This is a genomic window from Thauera sp. K11 (assembly GCF_002354895.1).
GTDB lineage: Bacteria > Pseudomonadota > Gammaproteobacteria > Burkholderiales > Rhodocyclaceae > Thauera > Thauera sinica.
Map to the genome: position 1 here is coordinate 5,131,354 of NZ_CP023439.1, position 19,214 is coordinate 5,150,567.

Here is a 19,214-nt window from a genome sequence, read left to right on the forward strand (position 1 = left end):
GGAGGGGTCAGCCCGCGTACTCGGCGTCGGCCGGCGCCTGCGGCTCGGACAGGATCTGCACGAAGCGCGCCGCCACCTCGACGTCGAACAGGTCGGTGTTCTCCACCTGCAGTCTCACCCGGCTGCCGGGCATCTGCAGGGGCATCGACGGTACCTTGAACACCAGCGGAATCTGCTCCAGCCGCACCACGTTCTCGCGCAGCACCGTGGCCTCGACCGGGCCGAGGCCGTGCTGGCGCAGCCAGCGCACGCACCAGTAGCGTTCCATCTGGCGCTGGAACTCGGCGTAGTCGGCGTAGGTGAGTTCGAAGTCGCGCAGCGCGGCCATCAGTTCGGCCGACCTGGGGGCGAAGGCGGGTTCGGTGCCGTGCAGCACCGAGATGATCTGCCACTGATTGACGAGGTCCACATAGCGCCGCAGCGGCGAACTCGACCAAGCGTAGCAGTCCACGCCCAGCCCCTCGTGGGGTGCGGCGACGGTGGTCATGCGCACCTTGCCGCCGCCCTGGGCGCGGTACAGGCCGGGCACGCCGGCCTCGTCGAGCAGCCTGCCCCACGTCATGTTGGCGTGGATCATCAGTTCCGCCACCAGCTTGTCCATCGGCGAGCCGCGCAGGCGCCGGCCGATGCTGACGTGGCCGGGGCCGTCGGCGGTGTGCCGGGTCCAGTCGACGCTGAAGCTGTAGTCGATCCGGTCTTCGTTGGCGGCCGGCTTGCCGCGGCCGGCCTCCAGCACGGTGGCGAGATCCCACAGCACGGTCAGCTCGCGCTTCCATGGGAAGTCCGGGCCGCCCTCGTGCACCGTGCAGTCGTTGAACACCGGCTCGATGTCGTGGTGGCGCAGGTTGGTGACGATGGGCACCATCTCGACGCGGGATTCCTCGCCGACGATGGCCAGCCCGGGCGTGACGTCGAGGTACAGCGACACCGCCGGGCAGTCGCGCCCCTCGGCCAGCGTGAAGGCGTAGACCACCTCGTCGGGCAGCATGGTGATCTTGTTGCCCGGCATGTACACGGTGGACAGCCGGTGGCGCGCGATCGCGTCGAGCGTGGAGCCGCGTCCGAAGCCCAGCGCCGGCGCGGCGATGTGGATGCCGATGCGCCAGCCGCCCTCGGCGCGGGGCGTCACCGAAAAGGCGTCGTCGATCTCGGTGGTCGAGGCGTCGTCGATCGAGAACGCGGCCACCTCCGCGCGCGGCAGGCCGGCGGGCAGCGCCGCCGGCTCGAAGGCGGGGAAGGCCGGCCCCTCGGGAAACTGCTCGAACAGGAAGCGGTTGTAGTGGAAGTCGTAGCTCGAGGCGAGTGCGCCGCACTTCAGCAGCAGCCGCGGCGCCGACAGGCCGCTGTCCACGCAGGCGGCTTCCAGCGCCTTGATCTCGATGCGGTTGCGGTCGGGCCGGTAGAGGGCCTGCGGCAGCAGCGCGGCGAGTTCCGGCGGCATGCGGCCGTTTATCAGTTCGCCGCGCATGTGCTCGACCGCGGCCGCCTGCTGCTTCTTCTTTTCCAGCCCGGCGAGCGCTGCCTGCAGGATGTCGGCCGGGGCCTTGCGAAAGCGCCCCTTGCCCTTGCGGTGGAACCACATCGGCGCCGAATGCAGGCGCAGCAGCACGGTGGCCGCTTCCGTCGCCGACGGCGGATGGCCGTGGTATTCGGCGGCGAATTCGGCAAAGCCGAACTCGTCGTCGCCGCACACTTCCCAGAGGAATTCCAGGTCGAGGTCCTCGGCGCCGGCTTCGGCGCGGGCCAGCAGATCGGCCGGGCCGGGCTCGCGGAAATCCAGCAGCACGTTCGCGCGCTTGAGCTTGACCCGCTTGCCGTGGGTCGTCTCCACCTGCAGCGTGGCATCGTTATCAGCGAGGACCGTTCCGGCCTTGAAGGCCCCGTCCTCTTCGAACAGCACGAACATCGGCATCCGCCAGTGAAAAGCAAGTTCGGTAGTTTACTGGATTCGGCCGGACGCCGAAGTTCCGGTTTCGCGCGCGGCGGGCGATGGCACGAATGCGCGGAATCCGGTCCGGAGCGGGGATGCGTTCCGCTGGCTGTGGAGCCCGACCTCGCTTCGATCGGGACTCGGATGCTCCCGCCCGTTCCGCGAGTCTTCCGAATCCGGTCTGGAGCGGGGATGTGTTCCGCTGGCTGTGGAATCCGACCTCGCTTCGATCGGGACTCGGATGGTCTCCGCCCGCGAGTCTCCCGAATCCGGTCTGGAGCCGGGGGATGCGTTCCGTTGGCTGCGGAACTCGCCCTCGCTGCGCTCGGTGCTCGGACAGTCCTCGCCCACTCCACGCATCCCCCGGCTCCAGACCTGCCGTGTCGCCGGTCTGGATGAAGGGTCTTTCGTCTCGTGCTCAGGCGGAGGATCTCGCCACGCGGAGCATGTCCACCGAGTAGATCGCCAGCGCGGCCCAGATCAGCACGAATCCGACCAGTTGCCCGCTGTCGAACGGCTCGCGGAACACCAGCACGGCAAGCAGGAAGTTCAGGCTCGGGGCGATGAACTGCAGGAAACCGACGGTGGCCAGCGGCAGGCGCTTGGCGCCGACCGCGAACAACGCCAGCGGCACCGCGGTCAGCACGCCGGCCAGCGGCAGCATGGCGTCGACGTAGAGCGAGGAGCCGAAGGCCAGCCTGCCGTCGTGCGTCAGCCAGGCCAGCCAGGCGATGGCGAGCGGGGCGGTGATGACGGTCTCGATGAACAGGCCGCCGATCGCATCGACCGGCGCGCGCTTGCGCAGCAGGCCGTAGAGACCGAAGGTGCCGGCGAGGAAGAGCGGGATCCACGGCGGGCTGCCGAGCTGCCATACGCGCCACGCCACCCCGGCCACGGCCACGCCGAGCGCCGCGCGCTGCAGCGGACGCAGCCGTTCGCCGAGGAACATCCGGCCCAGCAGCACGCTGACCAGCGGATTGATGAAGTAACCCAGGCTGGCCTCGATCAGGCGGCCGGCATCGATCGACCACAGGAAGACCAGCCAGTTGCTGCCGGTGAGCAGCGCGGTGAGCGCCAGCAGGCCGAGCAGGCGCGGCTGCCGGCGGATCGCCCAGATGCCGCGGAATCCGCCGCTGGCCGGCACGAAGGCGAGGAGACCGGCGAGAAAGACCACCGACCACAGCACGCGGTGGGCGACGATCTCGAAGGGCGAAACGCTGCCGATGGCGCGGAAGTACAGCGGCGACAGGCCCCAGACGGCGAAGGCGGTGAGCGCGGCGAGGGCGCCGTGGCGAAGCTGGGTGGTGCCCGGCGCGGGAGTGGACATCGGCAGGGCCTCAGGACGGACGGCGGGCGACCGCGACCAGGGCGCGGGCGGGCATCGCGTGGCCCGCCCCGCCATCGGCGGCGCGATAGGCTTCGAGTTCGGCGCCCACGGCGGCGGGCAGCGCGTCGGCCAGGGTGGCGTGCAGGCGTGCGCCATCGGCGTAGCGTGCTGCGATGCGGTCGAAGCCCGCGCGCTCCAGGGCCTTGAAGCGGCGCGGATCGAAGCCGGCGGCGCTGCTCATGCTGCCGGCGTCAGACCGGCGAAGGCGATCAGTTCGTCGAGGTAGTCTTCCCAGCGCGTGAAGCTGTGATCGCCGCCCTCGAGCACGGTCTGCCGGGCACCGGGGTATTTCGCCACGGCGTGGCGGTAGTCGAGCACCTCGTCGCCGGTCTCGACCAGCAGCCAGTAGCGCTCCGGACGGGTGACGGCGGGCACTTCGAGCGCGCGCAGTTCGTCGATGTGCTGCCCGGTGAAGAGGAAGGATTCGCCCGTGTACATGTTGGTCTGCTCGCCCACGTAGGCGCCCAGCTCCAGCGGCGCGACGACTGCCGGATTGACCAGCGCGGCGCGCAGGCCGTGGCGTTCGGCGAGCCAGGTGGCGTAGTAGCCGCCAAGCGAACTGCCGGCCAGCGTCGTGGCGATGCCCTGCGCCTTGCAGCGCGCAAGCTGTTCCTCGGCGAGCGCGATCGCCGCACGCGGCGACGGCGGCAACTGTTCGCACCAGAAGGCATGGCCCAGGCCGCGTGCTTCCAGGCGGCGCTTCAGTGCCTGCGCCTTGATCGAAGCCGGGGCCGAGCGGAAGCCGTGCAGGTACACGATCACGGCGTGCTCCAGTCGACCAGGCCCAGCTTCCAGGTCGCCAGCACGACGATGCCGAAGACGATGCGGTACCAGGCGAAGGCGACGAAGGTATGGTTGGAGATGAAGCGGATGAAGCCCTTCACCGCCCACATGGCGGCGAAGAACGAGGCGACGAAGCCGACGGCGAACACTGGCAGGTCGGAGGCGTGCAGCAGCGAGCCGTTCTTGTACAGGTCGTAGACGGTGGCCGCGAACATCGTCGGGATGGCGAGGAAGAACGAGAACTCCGCCGCCGTCTTGCGCGACATGCCGAAGATCATGCCGCCGATGATGGTGGCGCCGGAGCGCGAGGTGCCCGGGATCATCGCCAGCGCCTGCGCGAACCCCACCTTCAGCGCGTCGCTCCAGCGCAGATCGTCCACCGACGTGACGCGCGGGTGATAGCTGCGCTTTTCCACGTACAGGATGATCAAGCCGCCGACGATCAGCGCGGTGGCGACGGTGATCGGGTTGAACAGCACGCCCTTGATGACCGAGTGGAACATCAGGCCGAGGACGGCGGCCGGCAGGAAGCCGACGAAGAGCAGGCCGACGAAGCGCTGCGCGCTGCGTTCGCGCGGCAGGTCGACGGCGACCTTGATCAGCCGGTCGCGGTAATCCCAGCACACGGCCAGGATGGCGGCGAGCTGGATGACGATCTTGAATACCTTGCTGGCGTCGTCGTTGTAGCCGAGCAGGTCGCCGAGGATGATGAGGTGGCCGGTCGAGGAGATCGGCAGGAATTCGGTCAGGCCCTCGACGATGCCGAGGATCAGGGCGATCAGGAGCAGGGGGAAATCCATGGGCGGCGCCGTCGTCGTGAAGGGGAGCGGGCGATTATAGCGGTGTGATGGTGCACTGCGGTGACGGGGAGGGCGCGTGCCCGTCGACGCCTCGAGGGCCGGATGAGCCCCGAGCAGGATGTCTTTCAGCCCCTCGCGCGCTCGTTCCGAAAGCGGGCGGCACCGCCGGGGCGGCATTGCATGGGCGTCAGGCGTCGGTTTGCGGCGCGATCCACCATGCCAGCACGCGCTCCGGGTCGGGCGGCAGCAGTTGGGTGTCGGGGCCGGCGAATGCCTGCCAATCGGCGAGGAAGCGCTCCGCGACCGCAGTCAGCAGCGGGATGCCGGCGGCCGCGGCCAGCCCCATTTCGGCGCGCAGCCCGGCGCCGGCGGCTTCCTGCGCGCCGAACTTGTTGACGATGAGGAGTTCGACGCCACGCGCGACCGCGTCCCGGATTGCTACCGCGCCGCGGGCCAGCGCGTCGGGGTCGAGCCGGCAGGCGGTGGCGCCGGGCGCGGCCGCGAGCGACAGGCCGAAGCGCTCGCCGGTCTCGAGATTCTCGAGCTGCATGCCGCAACTGTCATTGTCAGCCGCATGGGTGTGCTGGATCACGCCGCCCAGCCTCGTGCCGTGCGCGGCGAGTGTACGGGCGACGCGCGCCAGCAGGCTCTCCATGTCGTCGTCGGGGCCGTAGACGATGGCGGCGATGGGTGTGGCGGGCATAGCGGGCAGGCAGCGGCGGCGGGCCGCCATTGTCGCACCCGCACCGCAACACAGGGATAATGCGCGCCTCGATCAAACGATGAAGACCGATGCGGGTTGAACACGACAGCAGACGCACGCCCGGCGCGCCCTCCTTCGACGACTGCCTGAGCGCGGACCGTCCGCGCCTGCGCCGCATGGCGCGCGACCTGCGCCGGCCGGCCGGCGAGCGGCAGGAGGCGCGCGCCGCGGAGCGCCGGGCGCGGCTGCAGGCGGAGTTCGATGCCTTGCTCGAGCGTTCGCGCGCCGCGCTCGCCGCGCGCATCGCGGCGTTGCCGAAACCCCGCTTTCCGGCCGAACTGCCGGTCTCGGGCCGGCGCGAGGAGATCGCCGCAGCGCTCGCCGCGCACCAGGTCATCATCGTCTGCGGCGAGACCGGCTCGGGCAAGACCACGCAACTGCCCAAGATCTGCCTGGCGCTGGGCCGCGGCGCGGCGGGCCTGATCGGCCACACCCAGCCGCGCCGGCTGGCGGCTCGCGCCACCGCGAGCCGCATCGCGCAGGAGCTGGACAGCCCGCTCGGCCAGGCGGTGGGCTACAAGATCCGCTTCACCGACAAGCTGAGCGCGTCCAGCCACATCAAGCTGATGACCGACGGCATCCTGCTCGCCGAGACGCAGACCGATCCGCTGCTCGCCGCCTACGACACGATCATCATCGACGAGGCGCACGAGCGCAGCCTCAACATCGACTTCCTGCTCGGCTACCTGCGCACGCTGCTGCCGAAGCGGCCCGACCTGAAGCTGATCGTGACGTCGGCCACGCTCGATGCCGACCGCTTCGCGCGGCACTTCGCCGATGCCGCCGGACGGGCGGCGCCGGTGATCGAAGTGTCCGGCCGGCTCTATCCGATCGAACTGCGCTACCGCCCGGTGGAGGCGGACGAGGACCAGGCCGCGCCGGCGCGTGCCGACGATCGCGCCGCGCAGCGGAAGGACAGGGAGCGCGGCCGCGACCTGCTCGATGCGCTGGTCGATGCGGTCGACGAGGCGCAGCGCTGCGGCCCGGGCGACGTGCTGGTGTTCCTGCCCGGCGAGCGCGAGATCCGCGAGGCCGCCGAGGCGCTGAGAAAGGCCCATCACCTGCCCGGTACCGAGATCCTGCCGCTGTTCGCGCGCCAGTCGGCGCAGGAGCAGGCGCGCGTGTTCGCCTCCTCCGGCGGCCGCCGCGTGGTGCTGTCCACCAACGTCGCCGAGACCTCGCTGACGGTGCCCGGCATCCGCTACGTGGTCGACACCGGCCTGGCGCGGGTCAAGCGCTATTCGCCGCGCAACAAGGTCGAGCAACTGCAGATCGAGAAGGTCGCGCAGTCGGCGGCGCAGCAGCGCGCCGGCCGCTGCGGCCGGGTCATGGACGGCATCTGCTTCCGCCTCTACGGCGAGGACGATTTCGCCCGGCGCCCGGCGCACACCGACCCCGAGATCCTGCGTTCGTCGCTCGCCGGCGTGATCCTGCGCATGAAGTCGCTGAAGCTGGGTGCGGTGGAGGATTTTCCCTTCATCGATCCGCCCGGCTCCCGGCTGATCGGCGACGGCTATGCGCTGCTGACCGAACTCGGCGCCGTCACCGACGACGACGAGCGCACGCTGACGCCGGTCGGCCGCGAACTCGCCACGCTGCCGCTGGACCCCAAGGTCGGCCGCATGATCCTCGCCGCGCGCGATCGCGGCTGCCTGGCCGAGGTAGTGGTGATCGCCGCCGCGCTGTCGGTGCAGGACCCGCGCGAGCGCCCGCAGGACAGCCCGGGGGCGGCCGACCAGGCGCATGCGCGCTTTCGCGGCGGCGAGCAGGACCAGCGCTCGGAATTCCTGTGGTACCTGCATTTGTGGAAGGCGTGGGACGAAGTGCAGCGCCACGAGTCGTCGAGCAAGCAGAAGGCGTGGTGCAAGAAGCACTTCCTTTCCGCCCTGCGCATGCGCGAGTGGCGCGACGTGCATGCGCAACTGCACGTGCTGTGCGCCGAACACGGCTGGAAGGAGAACGCGCAGCCGGCGAACTACGAGGCTATCCACAAGGCGCTGCTGTCCGGTCTGCTCGGCCACGTCGGCTGCAAGGTGGAAGACGCCTCGGGGCCGCAGGCGGGCAGCTATCTCGGCGCGCGCGGCATCAAGTTCTGGCCGCATCCGGGTTCGGCGCTGGCGAAGAAGGCGGGCAAGTGGATCATGGCGGCCGAACTGGTCGAGACCTCGCGCCTGTTCGGCCGCTGCATCGCGCGCATCGAGCCGGAATGGGTGGAGGAAGTCGGCGCGCATCTGCTCAAGCGCTCCGTGTTCGAGCCGCACTGGTCCAAGAGCGCGGGCAGCGTGCGCGCCTGGGAGCGCGGGACGGTGCACGGCCTGGTGCTGTATGCGCGGCGCGGCGTGGCTTACCGCGACGCCGATCCGAAGCTGTGCCGCGAGCTTTTCATCCGCGACGGGCTGGTGGCGGGCGAGATCGCCGAGGGCGCGGCGCGGTCGATGCCCTTCTTCGCCCACAACCAGCGCCTGGTGGCGGAGATCGAGCGCCTCGAGCACAAGTCGCGCAGGCCCGACGTGCTGGTCGACGAGACGCTGATCGAGGCTTTCTACGACAGCAGGCTCCCGGCCGGCGTGCTCGATCTGGCCTCCTTCGAGGCTTGGCGCAAGGAGGCGGAGGCGCGCGAGCCCCGGCTGCTGCATCTGACGCGCGACCAGTTGATGCGCCACGATGCCGAGGGCGTGACCACCGACCGCTTTCCGGCCCGCTTCGAGGTGCTCGGCCAGAAGCTGGCGCTCGCCTACCTGCACAAGCCGGGCGAGGCCGACGACGGCGTCACCGTGACGGTGCCGCTGGCGATGCTGAACCAGGTGTCCGCCAACCGCTGCGAATGGCTGGTGCCGGGCCTGCTGGAAGAGAAGATCACCGCGCTGCTCAAGACGGCGCCGCAGAAGCACCGCCACCGCCTGCAGCCGATGGCCGACAGCGCCGCGGCCTTCATGGCGGCCTTCGAGGCCGGCGAGTTCGACACCGGCGAGCCGCTGCTGAAGGCGCTGCAGCGCTTCGTCGAGGAGCGCGTGCAGCTCAAGCTGCCGCTCGAGAGCTTCCGGCCCGAGAACCTGAAGCCGCACTGCTTCATGAACTTCCGCGTCATCGACGAGCATGGCCGCATGCTCGGCCAGTCGCGCAACCTGGCCGAACTGCGCACGCGTTTTCGCGAACAGGTGGCAGCGCGCTTCAGCGGCGCGAAGATCGGCGGTGCCATGGCCGCGGCGCTGTCGCAGGCAGGCGGCCCGGCAGTCGCGGTGGCCGGCGAGGGGCGGGCGCCAGGGGCGGGGGAGGGGCGGAGCCCGGCGCCGCAGGCGGGCAGGCGGGACGCGCCACCGGCGCCGGAGGGCTTCACCGCCTGGACTTTCGGCCCGCTGCCCGAACTGCTCGAGGTGAAGGTCGCCGGCCGCGACGTGATCGGCTTCCCGGCGCTGCACGATGACGGCGACTGCGTGTCGCTGCGCCCCTACGACACGCCTGAAGAGGCGGCGCGCGTCCATCGCAGGGGGCTGGCGCGCCTGTTCGCGCTGAGCCTGAAGGACCAGGTGCGCGCGATCGAGAAACTGCCGGGGCTGCGCGAACTGGCGCTGCAGTACATGAACTTCGGCACCGAGGCCGAACTCAAGGGGCGGCTGGTCGAGGCGACGCTGACGCGCTGCTGCCTGCTGGAACCTCTGCCTGCCGACGCCGAATCTTTTGCCCGGCGGTGCGCGGAAGCCAAGCCGCGCGTCACGCTGGTGGCGCAGGAGTTCATGCGCCTTGCCGGCCAGCTCGTCACCGAACATGCCGGCCTGCAGAAGCGGCTCGCCGGTCTGAAGACGGTCCCGGAACTGGCTGCCGACATGCAGGCCCAACTCGCCGCCCTGCTGCCCGGGGACTTCCTCACCGCCTTCCCGTGGGAGCGCCTGTCCCACTTCCCGCGCTACCTGAAGGCGGCGGCGGTGCGCCTCGACAAGTTCCGTAACAACCCGGCGCGCGACGCCCAGTTGATGGCCGAGTGGAAGACGCTGGCGCAGGCATGGGAGCGCGAGCATGCCGCCAAGCGCCGTGCGGGCGTCGCCGATCCGTTCCTGGACGATTTCCGCTGGCTGCTCGAGGAACTGCGCGTGGGCCAGTACGCGCAGGAACTGAGGACGCCGATGCCGGTGTCGGCCAAGCGGCTGCAGAAGATCTGGGAAAGCCGGCCGCGCTGAGGCCCGGCCGGCGTCGCGCGGGTCAGCGCAGCGGGATCACCAGCGGCGGGATATCGACGCCGACGACGATGGCGGGCGAACGGCTGTAACCGTAGGAGCGCACCGGCGCGCCGTAATAGTAGTTCTGCACCACCGGCGGCGCGTAATAGTACGGCCGCTCGCGTTCGCGGATCACCACGCGCTCGCGGATCACCGTGCGCCCGTGCTCATGGCCGCGGAAGTGGTGGCGATGGTGGTCGTGCTTGTAGGGGCCCCAGCCACGGCCGCGGCCATCCCAGTCGCCGGCGTGGGCCGCGCTGCCGGCGGCGAGCAGGCCGCCGCACAGCAGCGCGGCGAGCATCGTGCGGACAAGGTTCGTTTTCATGGTCTGCCTCTGTATCGGTTGTTCTCGGATCGGGGCCGTGCCCTGATGAGCCGATCATAGGCGAAGCACTCCGGCCGGGCCTCGCCAGAGTGTAAGCGGGATTTTGTAAGCGCCGGCCGTGCGTCCGCCGCTGTCCGGGTCGTGCCCGCCTCAAGCCTTGGCTTTGATTTTCCAGAAGTTCTTGCTAGAATCCTGCCCCTTCCCTTGCTCCACCGGAATCGCATGCCGGGGGGCTGCTTCAATCAACCGCAAGGAGTTTGCATGCGACATTACGAAATCGTATTCATCGTCCATCCGGACCAGTCGGAACAGGTCCCGGCGATGATCGAGCGCTACAAGACGCTCGTGACCGGCCGCAACGGCCAGATCCACCGCCTGGAGGACTGGGGCCGCCGCCAGATGGCCTACCCGATCCAGAAGGTGCACAAGGCCCACTACGTGCTGATGAACATCGAGTGCGACGGCGAAACGCTGGCCGAACTCGAGCATGCCTTCAAGTTCAACGACGCGGTGCTGCGTCACCTCACCATCAAGATGAAGAAGGCCGTGACCACGCCTTCGCCGATGATGAAGGAAGAGAAGGCGCGTTCGCTCACCACGCCGTCGGACGAAGCCAAGCCGGCTGCCGAAGCCGCTGCCTGATTTGCCTGAACCGGGGTTGAACGAACTGCGCCTCGATGCGCGCGTGGCCGAGGTGCTGCCGCTGCGTCGAACGCCTGCCGGTGTGCCGGTCGCCAACTGCGTACTGGCGCACGAATCGAAGCAGCTCGAAGCGGGGCTTTCCCGCGATGTTTCGGTGGAACTGCAGGCGGTGGCGGTGGGAGACCTCGCCGGCGTGCTCGCAGCGGCCTCGCCGGGAGTCGCGGTGAAGATCACCGGCTTCCTCGCCGCAAAGAGCCTGCGCAGTCGCAGCCCGGTCGTGCACCTGAACACAATCGAATTTCTGGAAGGAAACTGAAATGGCTTTCAAGCCCAAGTCCAAGTTCAAGAAGAAGGATGATCGCGGCGGTCGCGGTCTCTTCAAGCGTCGCAAGTTCTGCCGCTTCACCGCGGAGAAGATCGAGGAAGTCGACTACAAGGACGTCGAGATCCTGAAGGACTTCATCACCGAGAACGCCAAGATCATGCCGGCGCGTATCACCGGCACCAAGGCGGGCTACCAGCGCCAGTTGTCGGTCGCCGTCAAGCGCGCCCGCTTCCTGGCTCTGATGCCCTACACCGACCTGCACCAGTAAGAGAGGATAGACGTCATGCAAATCATTCTTCTCGACAAGGTCGTGAACCTCGGCGGCCTGGGCGACGTGGTCAAGGTCAAGGACGGCTACGCCCGCAACTACCTGATCCCGCAAGGCAAGGCCAAGCGTGCCACGCAGGCCAATCTCGCCGAGTTCGAAGCCCGCCGCGCCGAACTCGAGCGCCAGCAGTCCGACAAGCTTGCCGCCGCCCAGGCGCTCGCCGCCCAGCTCGAAGGGGTCACCGTCGAGGTCAGCCGCAAGGCGGGCATGGACGGCCGCCTGTTCGGCTCCGTCACCAATGCCGACGTTGCCGAGGCGCTCGCCGCGCAGGGCTTCCAGATCGAGCGTTCGGCCATCCGCATGCCGGAAGGCCCGCTGAAGACCGTCGGCGAAGCCCAGCTCGAGGTCGGGCTCCACTCCGACGTGATCGCCACGATCACGGTGTCGGTGGTCGGCGACCAGCAGTAGGCCGCGTCGCTCACGCCAGACGGAAAGGGCTGCCGAGGGCAGCCCTTTTTGCTGTCCGACGGGGCAGCCGTGGCGCGTCTTGCTTAGAATGTTTCCCCCGTGCAACGCCGGCAGTGCCCATGAACACCCAGACCCGCCGCCCTCCCGACTTCGGGGGTGATCCGCAGTTGGCAGCCATCAAGCTTCCGCCTCATTCGCTCGAGGCCGAGCAGTCCCTGATCGGCGGCATCCTGCTCGACAACCAGGCATGGGAAAGGGTGGCGGATCTCGCCAGCGAGGCGGACTTCTATCGCGACGATCATCGGCGCATCTACCGCCACATCGCCAAGCTCATCGATCTGGGCAAACCGGCGGACGTCGTCACGGTCTTCGAGTCGCTCGAGAAGAGCGGTGAGGCCGAGCAGGCGGGAGGGCTCGCCTACCTCGCCGAAATCGCCAACAACACGCCTTCGGCGGCGAACATCCGCCGCTATGCGGAGATCGTTCGCGAGCGCGCGATCCTGCGCAAGCTGGTCGCGGTGGGCGACGAGATCGCGGCGAGCGCACTGAGTCCGTCCGGCAAGGACGCCAAGATGCTGCTCGACGAGGCAGAGGCCAAGGTGTTCGAGATCGCCGAGGCCGGCGCCCGCCATTCGACGGGCTTCGTGTCCATCCAGCCCATCCTGAAGCAGGTCGTCGATCGTGTGCAGGAACTCTACGATCGCGACAATCCGTCCGAAGTGACGGGCGTGCCGACCGGTCTGATCGACCTCGACGACAAGACCTCGGGCCTGCAGCCGTCGGACATGATCATCGTCGCCGGCCGTCCCGCGATGGGCAAGACGACCTTTGCGCTGAATCTGGCCGAGCACATCGCGGTTGATCAGCGCCTGCCGGTGGCGATCTTCTCGATGGAAATGCCGGGCACCCAGTTGGCCACGCGCTTCATCTCGTCGGTCGGGCGCATCGACATGCAGAAGATCCGCAGCGGCCGCCTGACCGACGACGACTGGCAGCGCCTGACGGTCGCCATGGGCAAGCTGTACGATGCGCCGCTCTTCATCGACGAAACGCCCGGTCTCAATCCGATCGACCTGCGTGCCCGGGCGCGGCGGCTCGCCCGCCAGTGCGGCAAGCTGGGCCTCATCGTGATCGACTATCTGCAACTGATGACCGGCACGCGGGAAAGCGACAACCGCGCGTCCGAGCTGTCCGAGATCTCGCGTTCGGTGAAGTCGCTCGCCAAGGAACTGCACGTCCCGATCGTCGCCCTCTCGCAGTTGAACCGCAGCCTGGAACAGCGGCCGAACAAGCGCCCGGTGATGTCCGACCTGCGCGAGTCGGGTGCCATCGAGCAGGACGCGGACATCATCATGTTCATCTACCGCGACGAGGTCTATAACCCTGATTCGCCGGACAAGGGGACGGCGGAACTGATCATCGGCAAGCACCGCAATGGTCCGACCGGTACGGTGCGGCTGACTTTCATCGGTGAAAACACCCGCTTCGAGAATTACGCCGGCGGCGGCAATTTCGGCGGTTCGGATTACTGATCGGGCGCTGGAGGAGCGGAAGCCCTCGCGGGCGATCGGTTTCGGATCGTTTCGTTCCGGCTTGCCCTGGCGAGGCGTTGACGTGCGTTCCCGGATGCTTATACTGCGCGGCTCTTTTGCGTTGGCGCGGTTCCCTGCGTGAGCGTTGGCGCGTTGGCGCGTTGAGGCGGGCGGGGGAAGCGGGAAGCGCGGCGTGGTGGTTTCGGTTTTCTCGGAAACGTCCGTCGCGCTGGGGGTTGACGGGTTGTGTGGAGTTAGCCATAATTTCGTTTCTCTGCTGCAGCGATGCAGCGGTTCTTTAAAAAGTCGAACAACCGATAAGTGTGGGTGCCAGGTCGTTGTGGCGGGCAGCGAGAGCTGCCTGGTTTCGCAATGATTGGGTACTCGCATTACAGTCAGTAATGATTTTGAGTACCTTGTAGGATTGAACTTAAGAGTTTGATCCTGGCTCAGATTGAACGCTGGCGGCATGCTTTACACATGCAAGTCGAACGGCAGCGGGGGCTTCGGCCCGCCGGCGAGTGGCGAACGGGTGAGTAATGCATCGGAACGTGCCCATTCGTGGGGGATAACGTATCGAAAGGTACGCTAATACCGCATACGCCCTGAGGGGGAAAGCGGGGGATCTTCGGACCTCGCGCGATTGGAGCGGCCGATGTCGGATTAGCTTGTTGGTGAGGTAAAGGCTCACCAAGGCGACGATCCGTAGCGGGTCTGAGAGGATGATCCGCCACACTGGGACTGAGACACGGCCCAGACTCCTACGGGAGGCAGCAGTGGGGAATTTTGGACAATGGGGGCAACCCTGATCCAGCCATGCCGCGTGAGTGAAGAAGGCCTTCGGGTTGTAAAGCTCTTTCGGCCGGGAAGAAATCGGACGCTCTAACATAGCGTTCGGATGACGGTACCGGACTAAGAAGCACCGGCTAACTACGTGCCAGCAGCCGCGGTAATACGTAGGGTGCGAGCGTTAATCGGAATTACTGGGCGTAAAGCGTGCGCAGGCGGTCGTGTAAGACAGGTGTGAAATCCCCGGGCTTAACCTGGGAACTGCGCTTGTGACTGCACGGCTGGAGTACGGCAGAGGGGGGTGGAATTCCACGTGTAGCAGTGAAATGCGTAGAGATGTGGAGGAACACCGATGGCGAAGGCAGCCCCCTGGGCCTGTACTGACGCTCATGCACGAAAGCGTGGGGAGCAAACAGGATTAGATACCCTGGTAGTCCACGCCCTAAACGATGTCGACTAGTTGTTCGGTGCAGCAATGCGCTGAGTAACGCAGCTAACGCGTGAAGTCGACCGCCTGGGGAGTACGGCCGCAAGGTTAAAACTCAAAGGAATTGACGGGGACCCGCACAAGCGGTGGATGATGTGGATTAATTCGATGCAACGCGAAAAACCTTACCTACCCTTGACATGCCAGGAACCTTGGTGAGAGCCGAGGGTGCCTTCGGGAGCCTGGACACAGGTGCTGCATGGCTGTCGTCAGCTCGTGTCGTGAGATGTTGGGTTAAGTCCCGCAACGAGCGCAACCCTTGTCACTAGTTGCCATCATTTGGTTGGGCACTCTAGTGAGACTGCCGGTGACAAACCGGAGGAAGGTGGGGATGACGTCAAGTCCTCATGGCCCTTATGGGTAGGGCTTCACACGTCATACAATGGTCGGTACAGAGGGTTGCCAAGCCGCGAGGTGGAGCCAATCCCTTAAAGCCGATCGTAGTCCGGATCGTAGTCTGCAACTCGACTGCGTGAAGTCGGAATCGCTAGTAATCGCAGATCAGCATGCTGCGGTGAATACGTTCCCGGGTCTTGTACACACCGCCCGTCACACCATGGGAGTGGGTTTCACCAGAAGTAGGTAGCTTAACCTTCGGGAGGGCGCTTACCACGGTGAGATTCATGACTGGGGTGAAGTCGTAACAAGGTAGCCGTATCGGAAGGTGCGGCTGGATCACCTCCTTTCAAGAGAAGACGCCACGACCGGCCGTGGCATCCACAGCTTATCGGTTGTTCAGACCAAGAGCCTCGAAGGCGTTTGAGGGTCTGTAGCTCAGTCGGTTAGAGCACCGTCTTGATAAGGCGGGGGTCGTTGGTTCGAATCCAACCAGACCCACCAAACTCAAGCGGTCTGTCGGGAGGGGCTGTAGCTCAGCTGGGAGAGCGGCGGCTTTGCAAGCCGTAGGTCGTCGGTTCGATCCCGACCAGCTCCACCAGCGCTTCGAGAAGCCAGACCTGGCGATGGGTGCCGTCGTCATGTCTGGCTTCTTGGACGATAGCGATATCGGCCGGAAGGTTCGTTCTTTAACAAAGTGGAAGAAGTGCAGTGCGCATCGAGCCGGTGCGCGCTGCAAGTTGTGTGATTGCATCGGTTCGGGCTGCGTGGTCAGCACAGCCCGGACCGCACAAGCGAGTTCGCCTATGGCCGGCTCTTCGAGCGCGTGAGCGCGAGGAGGAGCCAAGGTTATAGGATCAAGCGACGAAGTGCATGTGGTGGATGCCTTGGCGATCACAGGCGATGAAGGACGTGTAAGCCTGCGAAAAGCTTCGGGGAGCTGGCAATAGAGCTTTGATCCGGAGATGTCCGAATGGGGAAACCCACCCCGCAAGGGGTATCCCAGACCGAATCCATAGGTCTGAGGAGGCGAACGCGGCGAACTGAAACATCTAAGTAGCCGCAGGAACAGAAATCAACCGAGATTCCGTAAGTAGTGGCGAGCGAACACGGAAGAGCCTGCACGACAAAACCATCAGCTTAGCAAAACGGTCTGGAAAGTCCGACGATACAGGGTGAGAGTCCCGTATGCGAAAAGCCGGTGGCGGGTCTGAGCGTGCGACAAGTAGGGCGGGACACGTGTAATCCTGTCTGAAGATGGGGGGACCATCCTCCAAGGCTAAATACTCGTGATCGACCGATAGTGAACCAGTACCGTGAGGGAAAGGCGAAAAGAACCCCGGGAGGGGAGTGAAATAGATCCTGAAACCGCATGCATACAAACAGTGGGAGCCTCGAAAGGGGTGACTGCGTACCTTTTGTATAATGGGTCAGCGACTTACGTTCTGTAGCGAGCTTAACCGAGTAGGGGAGGCGTAGCGAAAGCGAGTCTGATAAGGGCGTCGTAGTTGCAGGGCGTAGACCCGAAACCGGATGATCTATCCATGGCCAGGATGAAGGTGCCGTAACAGGTACTGGAGGTCCGAACCCACTAACGTTGAAAAGTTAGGGGATGAGCTGTGGATAGGGGTGAAAGGCTAAACAAATCCGGAAATAGCTGGTTCTCCCCGAAAACTATTTAGGTAGTGCGTCGTACGGACACTTGCGGGGGTAGAGCACTGTAATCGTTGGGGGGGTCATTGCGATCTACCCCGCGATAGCAAACTCCGAATACCGCAAAGTGATATACGGCAGACAGACATCGGGTGCTAACGTCCGGTGTCAAGAGGGAAACAACCCAGACCGCCAGCTAAGGTCCCAAATGCATGGCTAAGTGGCAAACGAGGTGGGAAGGCCCAGACAGCTAGGAGGTTGGCTTAGAAGCAGCCACCCTTTAAAGAAAGCGTAATAGCTCACTAGTCGAGTCGTCCTGCGCGGAAGATGTAACGGGGCTCAAGCCATGAACCGAAGCTGCGGATGTGTCTTTGACACGTGGTAGGGGAGCGTTCCGTAAGCCTGCGAAGGTGTCTCGTAAGGGATGCTGGAGGTATCGGAAGTGCGAATGCTGACATGAGTAGCGATAAAGGGTGTGAAAAGCACCCTCGCCGTAAGCCCAAGGTTTCCTGCGCAACGTTCATCGGCGCAGGGTGAGTCGGCCCCTAAGGCGAGGCAGAAATGCGTAGTCGATGGGAAACAGGTCAATATTCCTGTACCGCTCTATGATGCGATGGGGGGACGGAGAAGGTTAGGTTGGCCGGGTGTTGGACGTCCCGGTTTAAGTGTGTAGGCGTGCCGCGTAGGCAAATCCGCGCGGCTGAGCCAAGGCATGATGACGAGGATCCTCGGATCCGAAGCAACGGATACCCCGCTTCCAGGAAAAGCCTCTAAGCTTCAGTCATAGAGTGACCGTACCGCAAACCGACACAGGTGGGCTGGTAGAGCATACCAAGGCGCTTGAGAGAACTCAGGAGAAGGAACTCGGCAAATTGATACCGTAACTTCGGGAGAAGGTATGCCCCGTTAGCTTGTAGGCGAACAGCCGAAGGGCGAAGGGGCCGCAGAGAATCGGTGGCTGCGACTGTTTATTAAAAACACAGCACTCTGCAAACACGAAAGTGGACGTATAGGGTGTGACGCCTGCCCGGTGCCGGAAGGTTAAGTGATGGGGTGCAAGCTCTTGATCGAAGCCCCGGTAAACGGCGGCCGTAACTATAACGGTCCTAAGGTAGCGAAATTCCTTGTCGGGTAAGTTCCGACCTGCACGAATGGCGTAACGATGGCCACACTGTCTCCTCCTGAGACTCAGCGAAGTTGAAATGTTTGTGAAGATGCAATCTCCCCGCGGCTAGACGGAAAGACCCCATGAACCTTTACTGTAGCTTTGCATTGGACTTTGACGGGACTTGTGTAGGATAGGTGGGAGGCTAGGAAGCCGGAACGCTAGTTCCGGTGGAGCCATCCTTGAAATACCACCCTGGTGTCGTCGAGGTTCTAACCCAGACCCGTGAATCCGGGTCGGGGACCGTGCATGGTGGGCAGTTTGACTGGGGCGGTCTCCTCCCAAAAGGTAACGGAGGAGTACGAAGGTCACCTAGGTACGGTCGGACATCGTACTGATAGTGCAATGGCAAAAGGTGGCTTGACTGCGAGACCCACACGTCGAGCAGGTGCGAAAGCAGGTCATAGTGATCCGGTGGTTCTGTATGGAAGGGCCATCGCTCAACGGATAAAAGGTACTCTGGGGATAACAGGCTGATTCCGCCCAAGAGTTCACATCGACGGCGGAGTTTGGCACCTCGATGTCGGCTCATCACATCCTGGGGCTGTAGCCGGTCCCAAGGGTATGGCTGTTCGCCATTTAAAGTGGTACGTGAGCTGGGTTTAAAACGTCGTGAGACAGTTTGGTCCCTATCTGCCGTGGGCGCTGGAAGTTTGAGAGGGCCTGCTCCTAGTACGAGAGGACCGGAGTGGACGCACCCCTGGTGTACCGGTTGTGACGCCAGTCGCATCGCCGGGTAGCTATGTGCGGAAGAGATAACCGCTGAAAGCATCTAAGCGGGAAACTCGCCTCAAGATGAGACTTCCCCGGGGCCCAGAGCCCCCTGAAGGGTCGTGGAAGACCACCACGTTGATAGGTCGGGTGTGGAAGCGTGGCAACACGTTAAGCTAACCGATACTAATTGCCCGTGCGGCTTGATCCTATAACCTTGGACAACCGCGATACTCGCACACGTGTCACACCAATCACACAACGCTTCTTCGACACTTTGGCTTCGCGCCACACCGCGCAAAGCAACAGTCACAGTCTGACGACCATAGCGTCTTGGAACCACCCCTGCCCATCCCGAACAGGACCGTGAAACAAGACCGCGCCGATGATAGTGAGGTCCGCCCTCGTGAAAGTAGGTCATCGTCAGACTACCCTACGCCCCGCACAACGCCCGATACCTCTACGCAGAGGATCGGGCGTTCGCGCGCCTACGCCACGCAAGCGCGCACGAACCGTACTCGCACCGCAGCGAAAGACGGACCGGAACGCCCGGCGCAGCGAAAGACGGCCAACGCCGCGTGACGGACGCTGTGCCCTTCGGCACAATGATGCGGTTCGACATGCGGCGGAGCGTGG

13 protein-coding genes, 2 tRNA genes and 3 rRNA genes are annotated in these 19,214 nt (G+C 65.3%); 11 read left to right on the forward strand and 7 right to left on the reverse strand.

The window, feature by feature from the left end; translation table 11 throughout:
• Window positions 1-7 precede the first annotated feature (7 nt).
• The 6 genes from CCZ27_RS22380 to CCZ27_RS22405 all read right to left on the reverse strand — a co-directional run bounded on the left by CCZ27_RS22380 (window position 8) and on the right by CCZ27_RS22405 (window position 5,603).
• Complete coding sequence (locus CCZ27_RS22380) at window positions 8-1,906, reverse strand: ribonuclease catalytic domain-containing protein (RefSeq protein ID WP_096452906.1); 1,899 nt, start codon at window positions 1,904-1,906, stop codon at window positions 8-10.
• A 442-nt stretch (window positions 1,907-2,348) separates the two neighbouring features.
• Entirely contained in the window at window positions 2,349-3,257 is a 909-nt protein-coding gene (gene rarD / locus CCZ27_RS22385; protein WP_096451965.1) for an EamA family transporter RarD, read from the reverse strand.
• Between the two features lie 10 nt (window positions 3,258-3,267).
• The gene (locus CCZ27_RS24450) at window positions 3,268-3,498 is read right to left on the reverse strand and encodes a hypothetical protein (RefSeq protein WP_232516503.1); all 231 of its coding nucleotides are present in this window, start codon (window positions 3,496-3,498) and stop codon (window positions 3,268-3,270) included.
• Entirely contained in the window at window positions 3,495-4,079 is a 585-nt protein-coding gene (locus CCZ27_RS22395; protein WP_096451967.1) for a YqiA/YcfP family alpha/beta fold hydrolase, read from the reverse strand. The genes CCZ27_RS24450 and CCZ27_RS22395 overlap by 4 nt, the downstream gene beginning before the upstream one ends.
• Window positions 4,076-4,900: an undecaprenyl-diphosphate phosphatase gene (locus tag CCZ27_RS22400; RefSeq protein WP_096451969.1), complete on the reverse strand. Its 825-nt coding sequence runs from the start codon at window positions 4,898-4,900 to the stop codon at window positions 4,076-4,078. The genes CCZ27_RS22395 and CCZ27_RS22400 overlap by 4 nt, the downstream gene beginning before the upstream one ends.
• 187 nt (window positions 4,901-5,087) lie before the next feature.
• Entirely contained in the window at window positions 5,088-5,603 is a 516-nt protein-coding gene (locus CCZ27_RS22405; protein ID WP_096452908.1) for a DUF2478 domain-containing protein, read from the reverse strand.
• Between the two features lie 176 nt (window positions 5,604-5,779).
• On the opposite strand from CCZ27_RS22405, the gene hrpA reads away from it, so the two are divergent.
• Window positions 5,780-9,838 carry an ATP-dependent RNA helicase HrpA gene (gene hrpA, locus CCZ27_RS22410; RefSeq protein ID WP_385961550.1) on the forward strand — a complete coding sequence of 1,353 codons (4,059 nt, stop codon included), beginning with the start codon at window positions 5,780-5,782 and terminating at the stop codon, window positions 9,836-9,838.
• A gap of 22 nt (window positions 9,839-9,860) precedes the next feature.
• Here hrpA and CCZ27_RS22415 read toward each other — a convergent pair whose 3' ends face one another.
• On the reverse strand, window positions 9,861-10,202 hold the full coding sequence (locus CCZ27_RS22415) for a hypothetical protein (protein WP_096451973.1): 342 nt from the start codon (window positions 10,200-10,202) through the stop codon (window positions 9,861-9,863).
• Window positions 10,203-10,463: 261 nt separating this feature from the next.
• Between CCZ27_RS22415 and rpsF the strand changes: the two genes are divergently transcribed.
• The 10 genes from rpsF (at window position 10,464) to rrf (ending at window position 19,007) form a co-directional block, all read left to right on the forward strand.
• Window positions 10,464-10,844, forward strand: a complete 381-nt coding sequence (rpsF, locus tag CCZ27_RS22420) for a 30S ribosomal protein S6 (protein ID WP_096451975.1) — start codon at window positions 10,464-10,466, stop codon at window positions 10,842-10,844.
• A gap of 1 nt (window position 10,845) precedes the next feature.
• Window positions 10,846-11,160, forward strand: a complete 315-nt coding sequence (priB, locus tag CCZ27_RS22425; protein WP_096451977.1) for a primosomal replication protein N — start codon at window positions 10,846-10,848, stop codon at window positions 11,158-11,160.
• A 1-nt stretch (window position 11,161) separates the two neighbouring features.
• The gene (rpsR, locus tag CCZ27_RS22430) at window positions 11,162-11,437 is read left to right on the forward strand and encodes a 30S ribosomal protein S18 (RefSeq protein WP_094267585.1); all 276 of its coding nucleotides are present in this window, start codon (window positions 11,162-11,164) and stop codon (window positions 11,435-11,437) included.
• A gap of 15 nt (window positions 11,438-11,452) precedes the next feature.
• Window positions 11,453-11,905, forward strand: coding sequence for a 50S ribosomal protein L9 (rplI, locus tag CCZ27_RS22435; RefSeq protein ID WP_096451979.1), 453 nt, complete (start codon window positions 11,453-11,455; stop codon window positions 11,903-11,905).
• Window positions 11,906-12,024: 119 nt separating this feature from the next.
• Entirely contained in the window at window positions 12,025-13,437 is a 1,413-nt protein-coding gene (gene dnaB / locus CCZ27_RS22440; RefSeq protein WP_096451981.1) for a replicative DNA helicase, read from the forward strand.
• 426 nt (window positions 13,438-13,863) lie between these two features.
• Window positions 13,864-15,399 (forward strand): 16S ribosomal RNA (locus CCZ27_RS22445).
• Between the two features lie 77 nt (window positions 15,400-15,476).
• Window positions 15,477-15,553, forward strand: a tRNA-Ile gene (locus tag CCZ27_RS22450).
• Between the two features lie 21 nt (window positions 15,554-15,574).
• Window positions 15,575-15,650: transfer RNA gene (locus CCZ27_RS22455), tRNA-Ala, on the forward strand.
• A gap of 254 nt (window positions 15,651-15,904) precedes the next feature.
• Window positions 15,905-18,789, forward strand: a 23S ribosomal RNA gene (locus CCZ27_RS22460).
• 104 nt (window positions 18,790-18,893) lie between these two features.
• Window positions 18,894-19,007: ribosomal RNA gene (gene rrf / locus CCZ27_RS22465) — 5S ribosomal RNA — on the forward strand.
• The 16S, 23S and 5S rRNA genes sit together here with 2 tRNA genes alongside, the layout of an rRNA operon.
• Window positions 19,008-19,214: the final 207 nt, after the last annotated feature.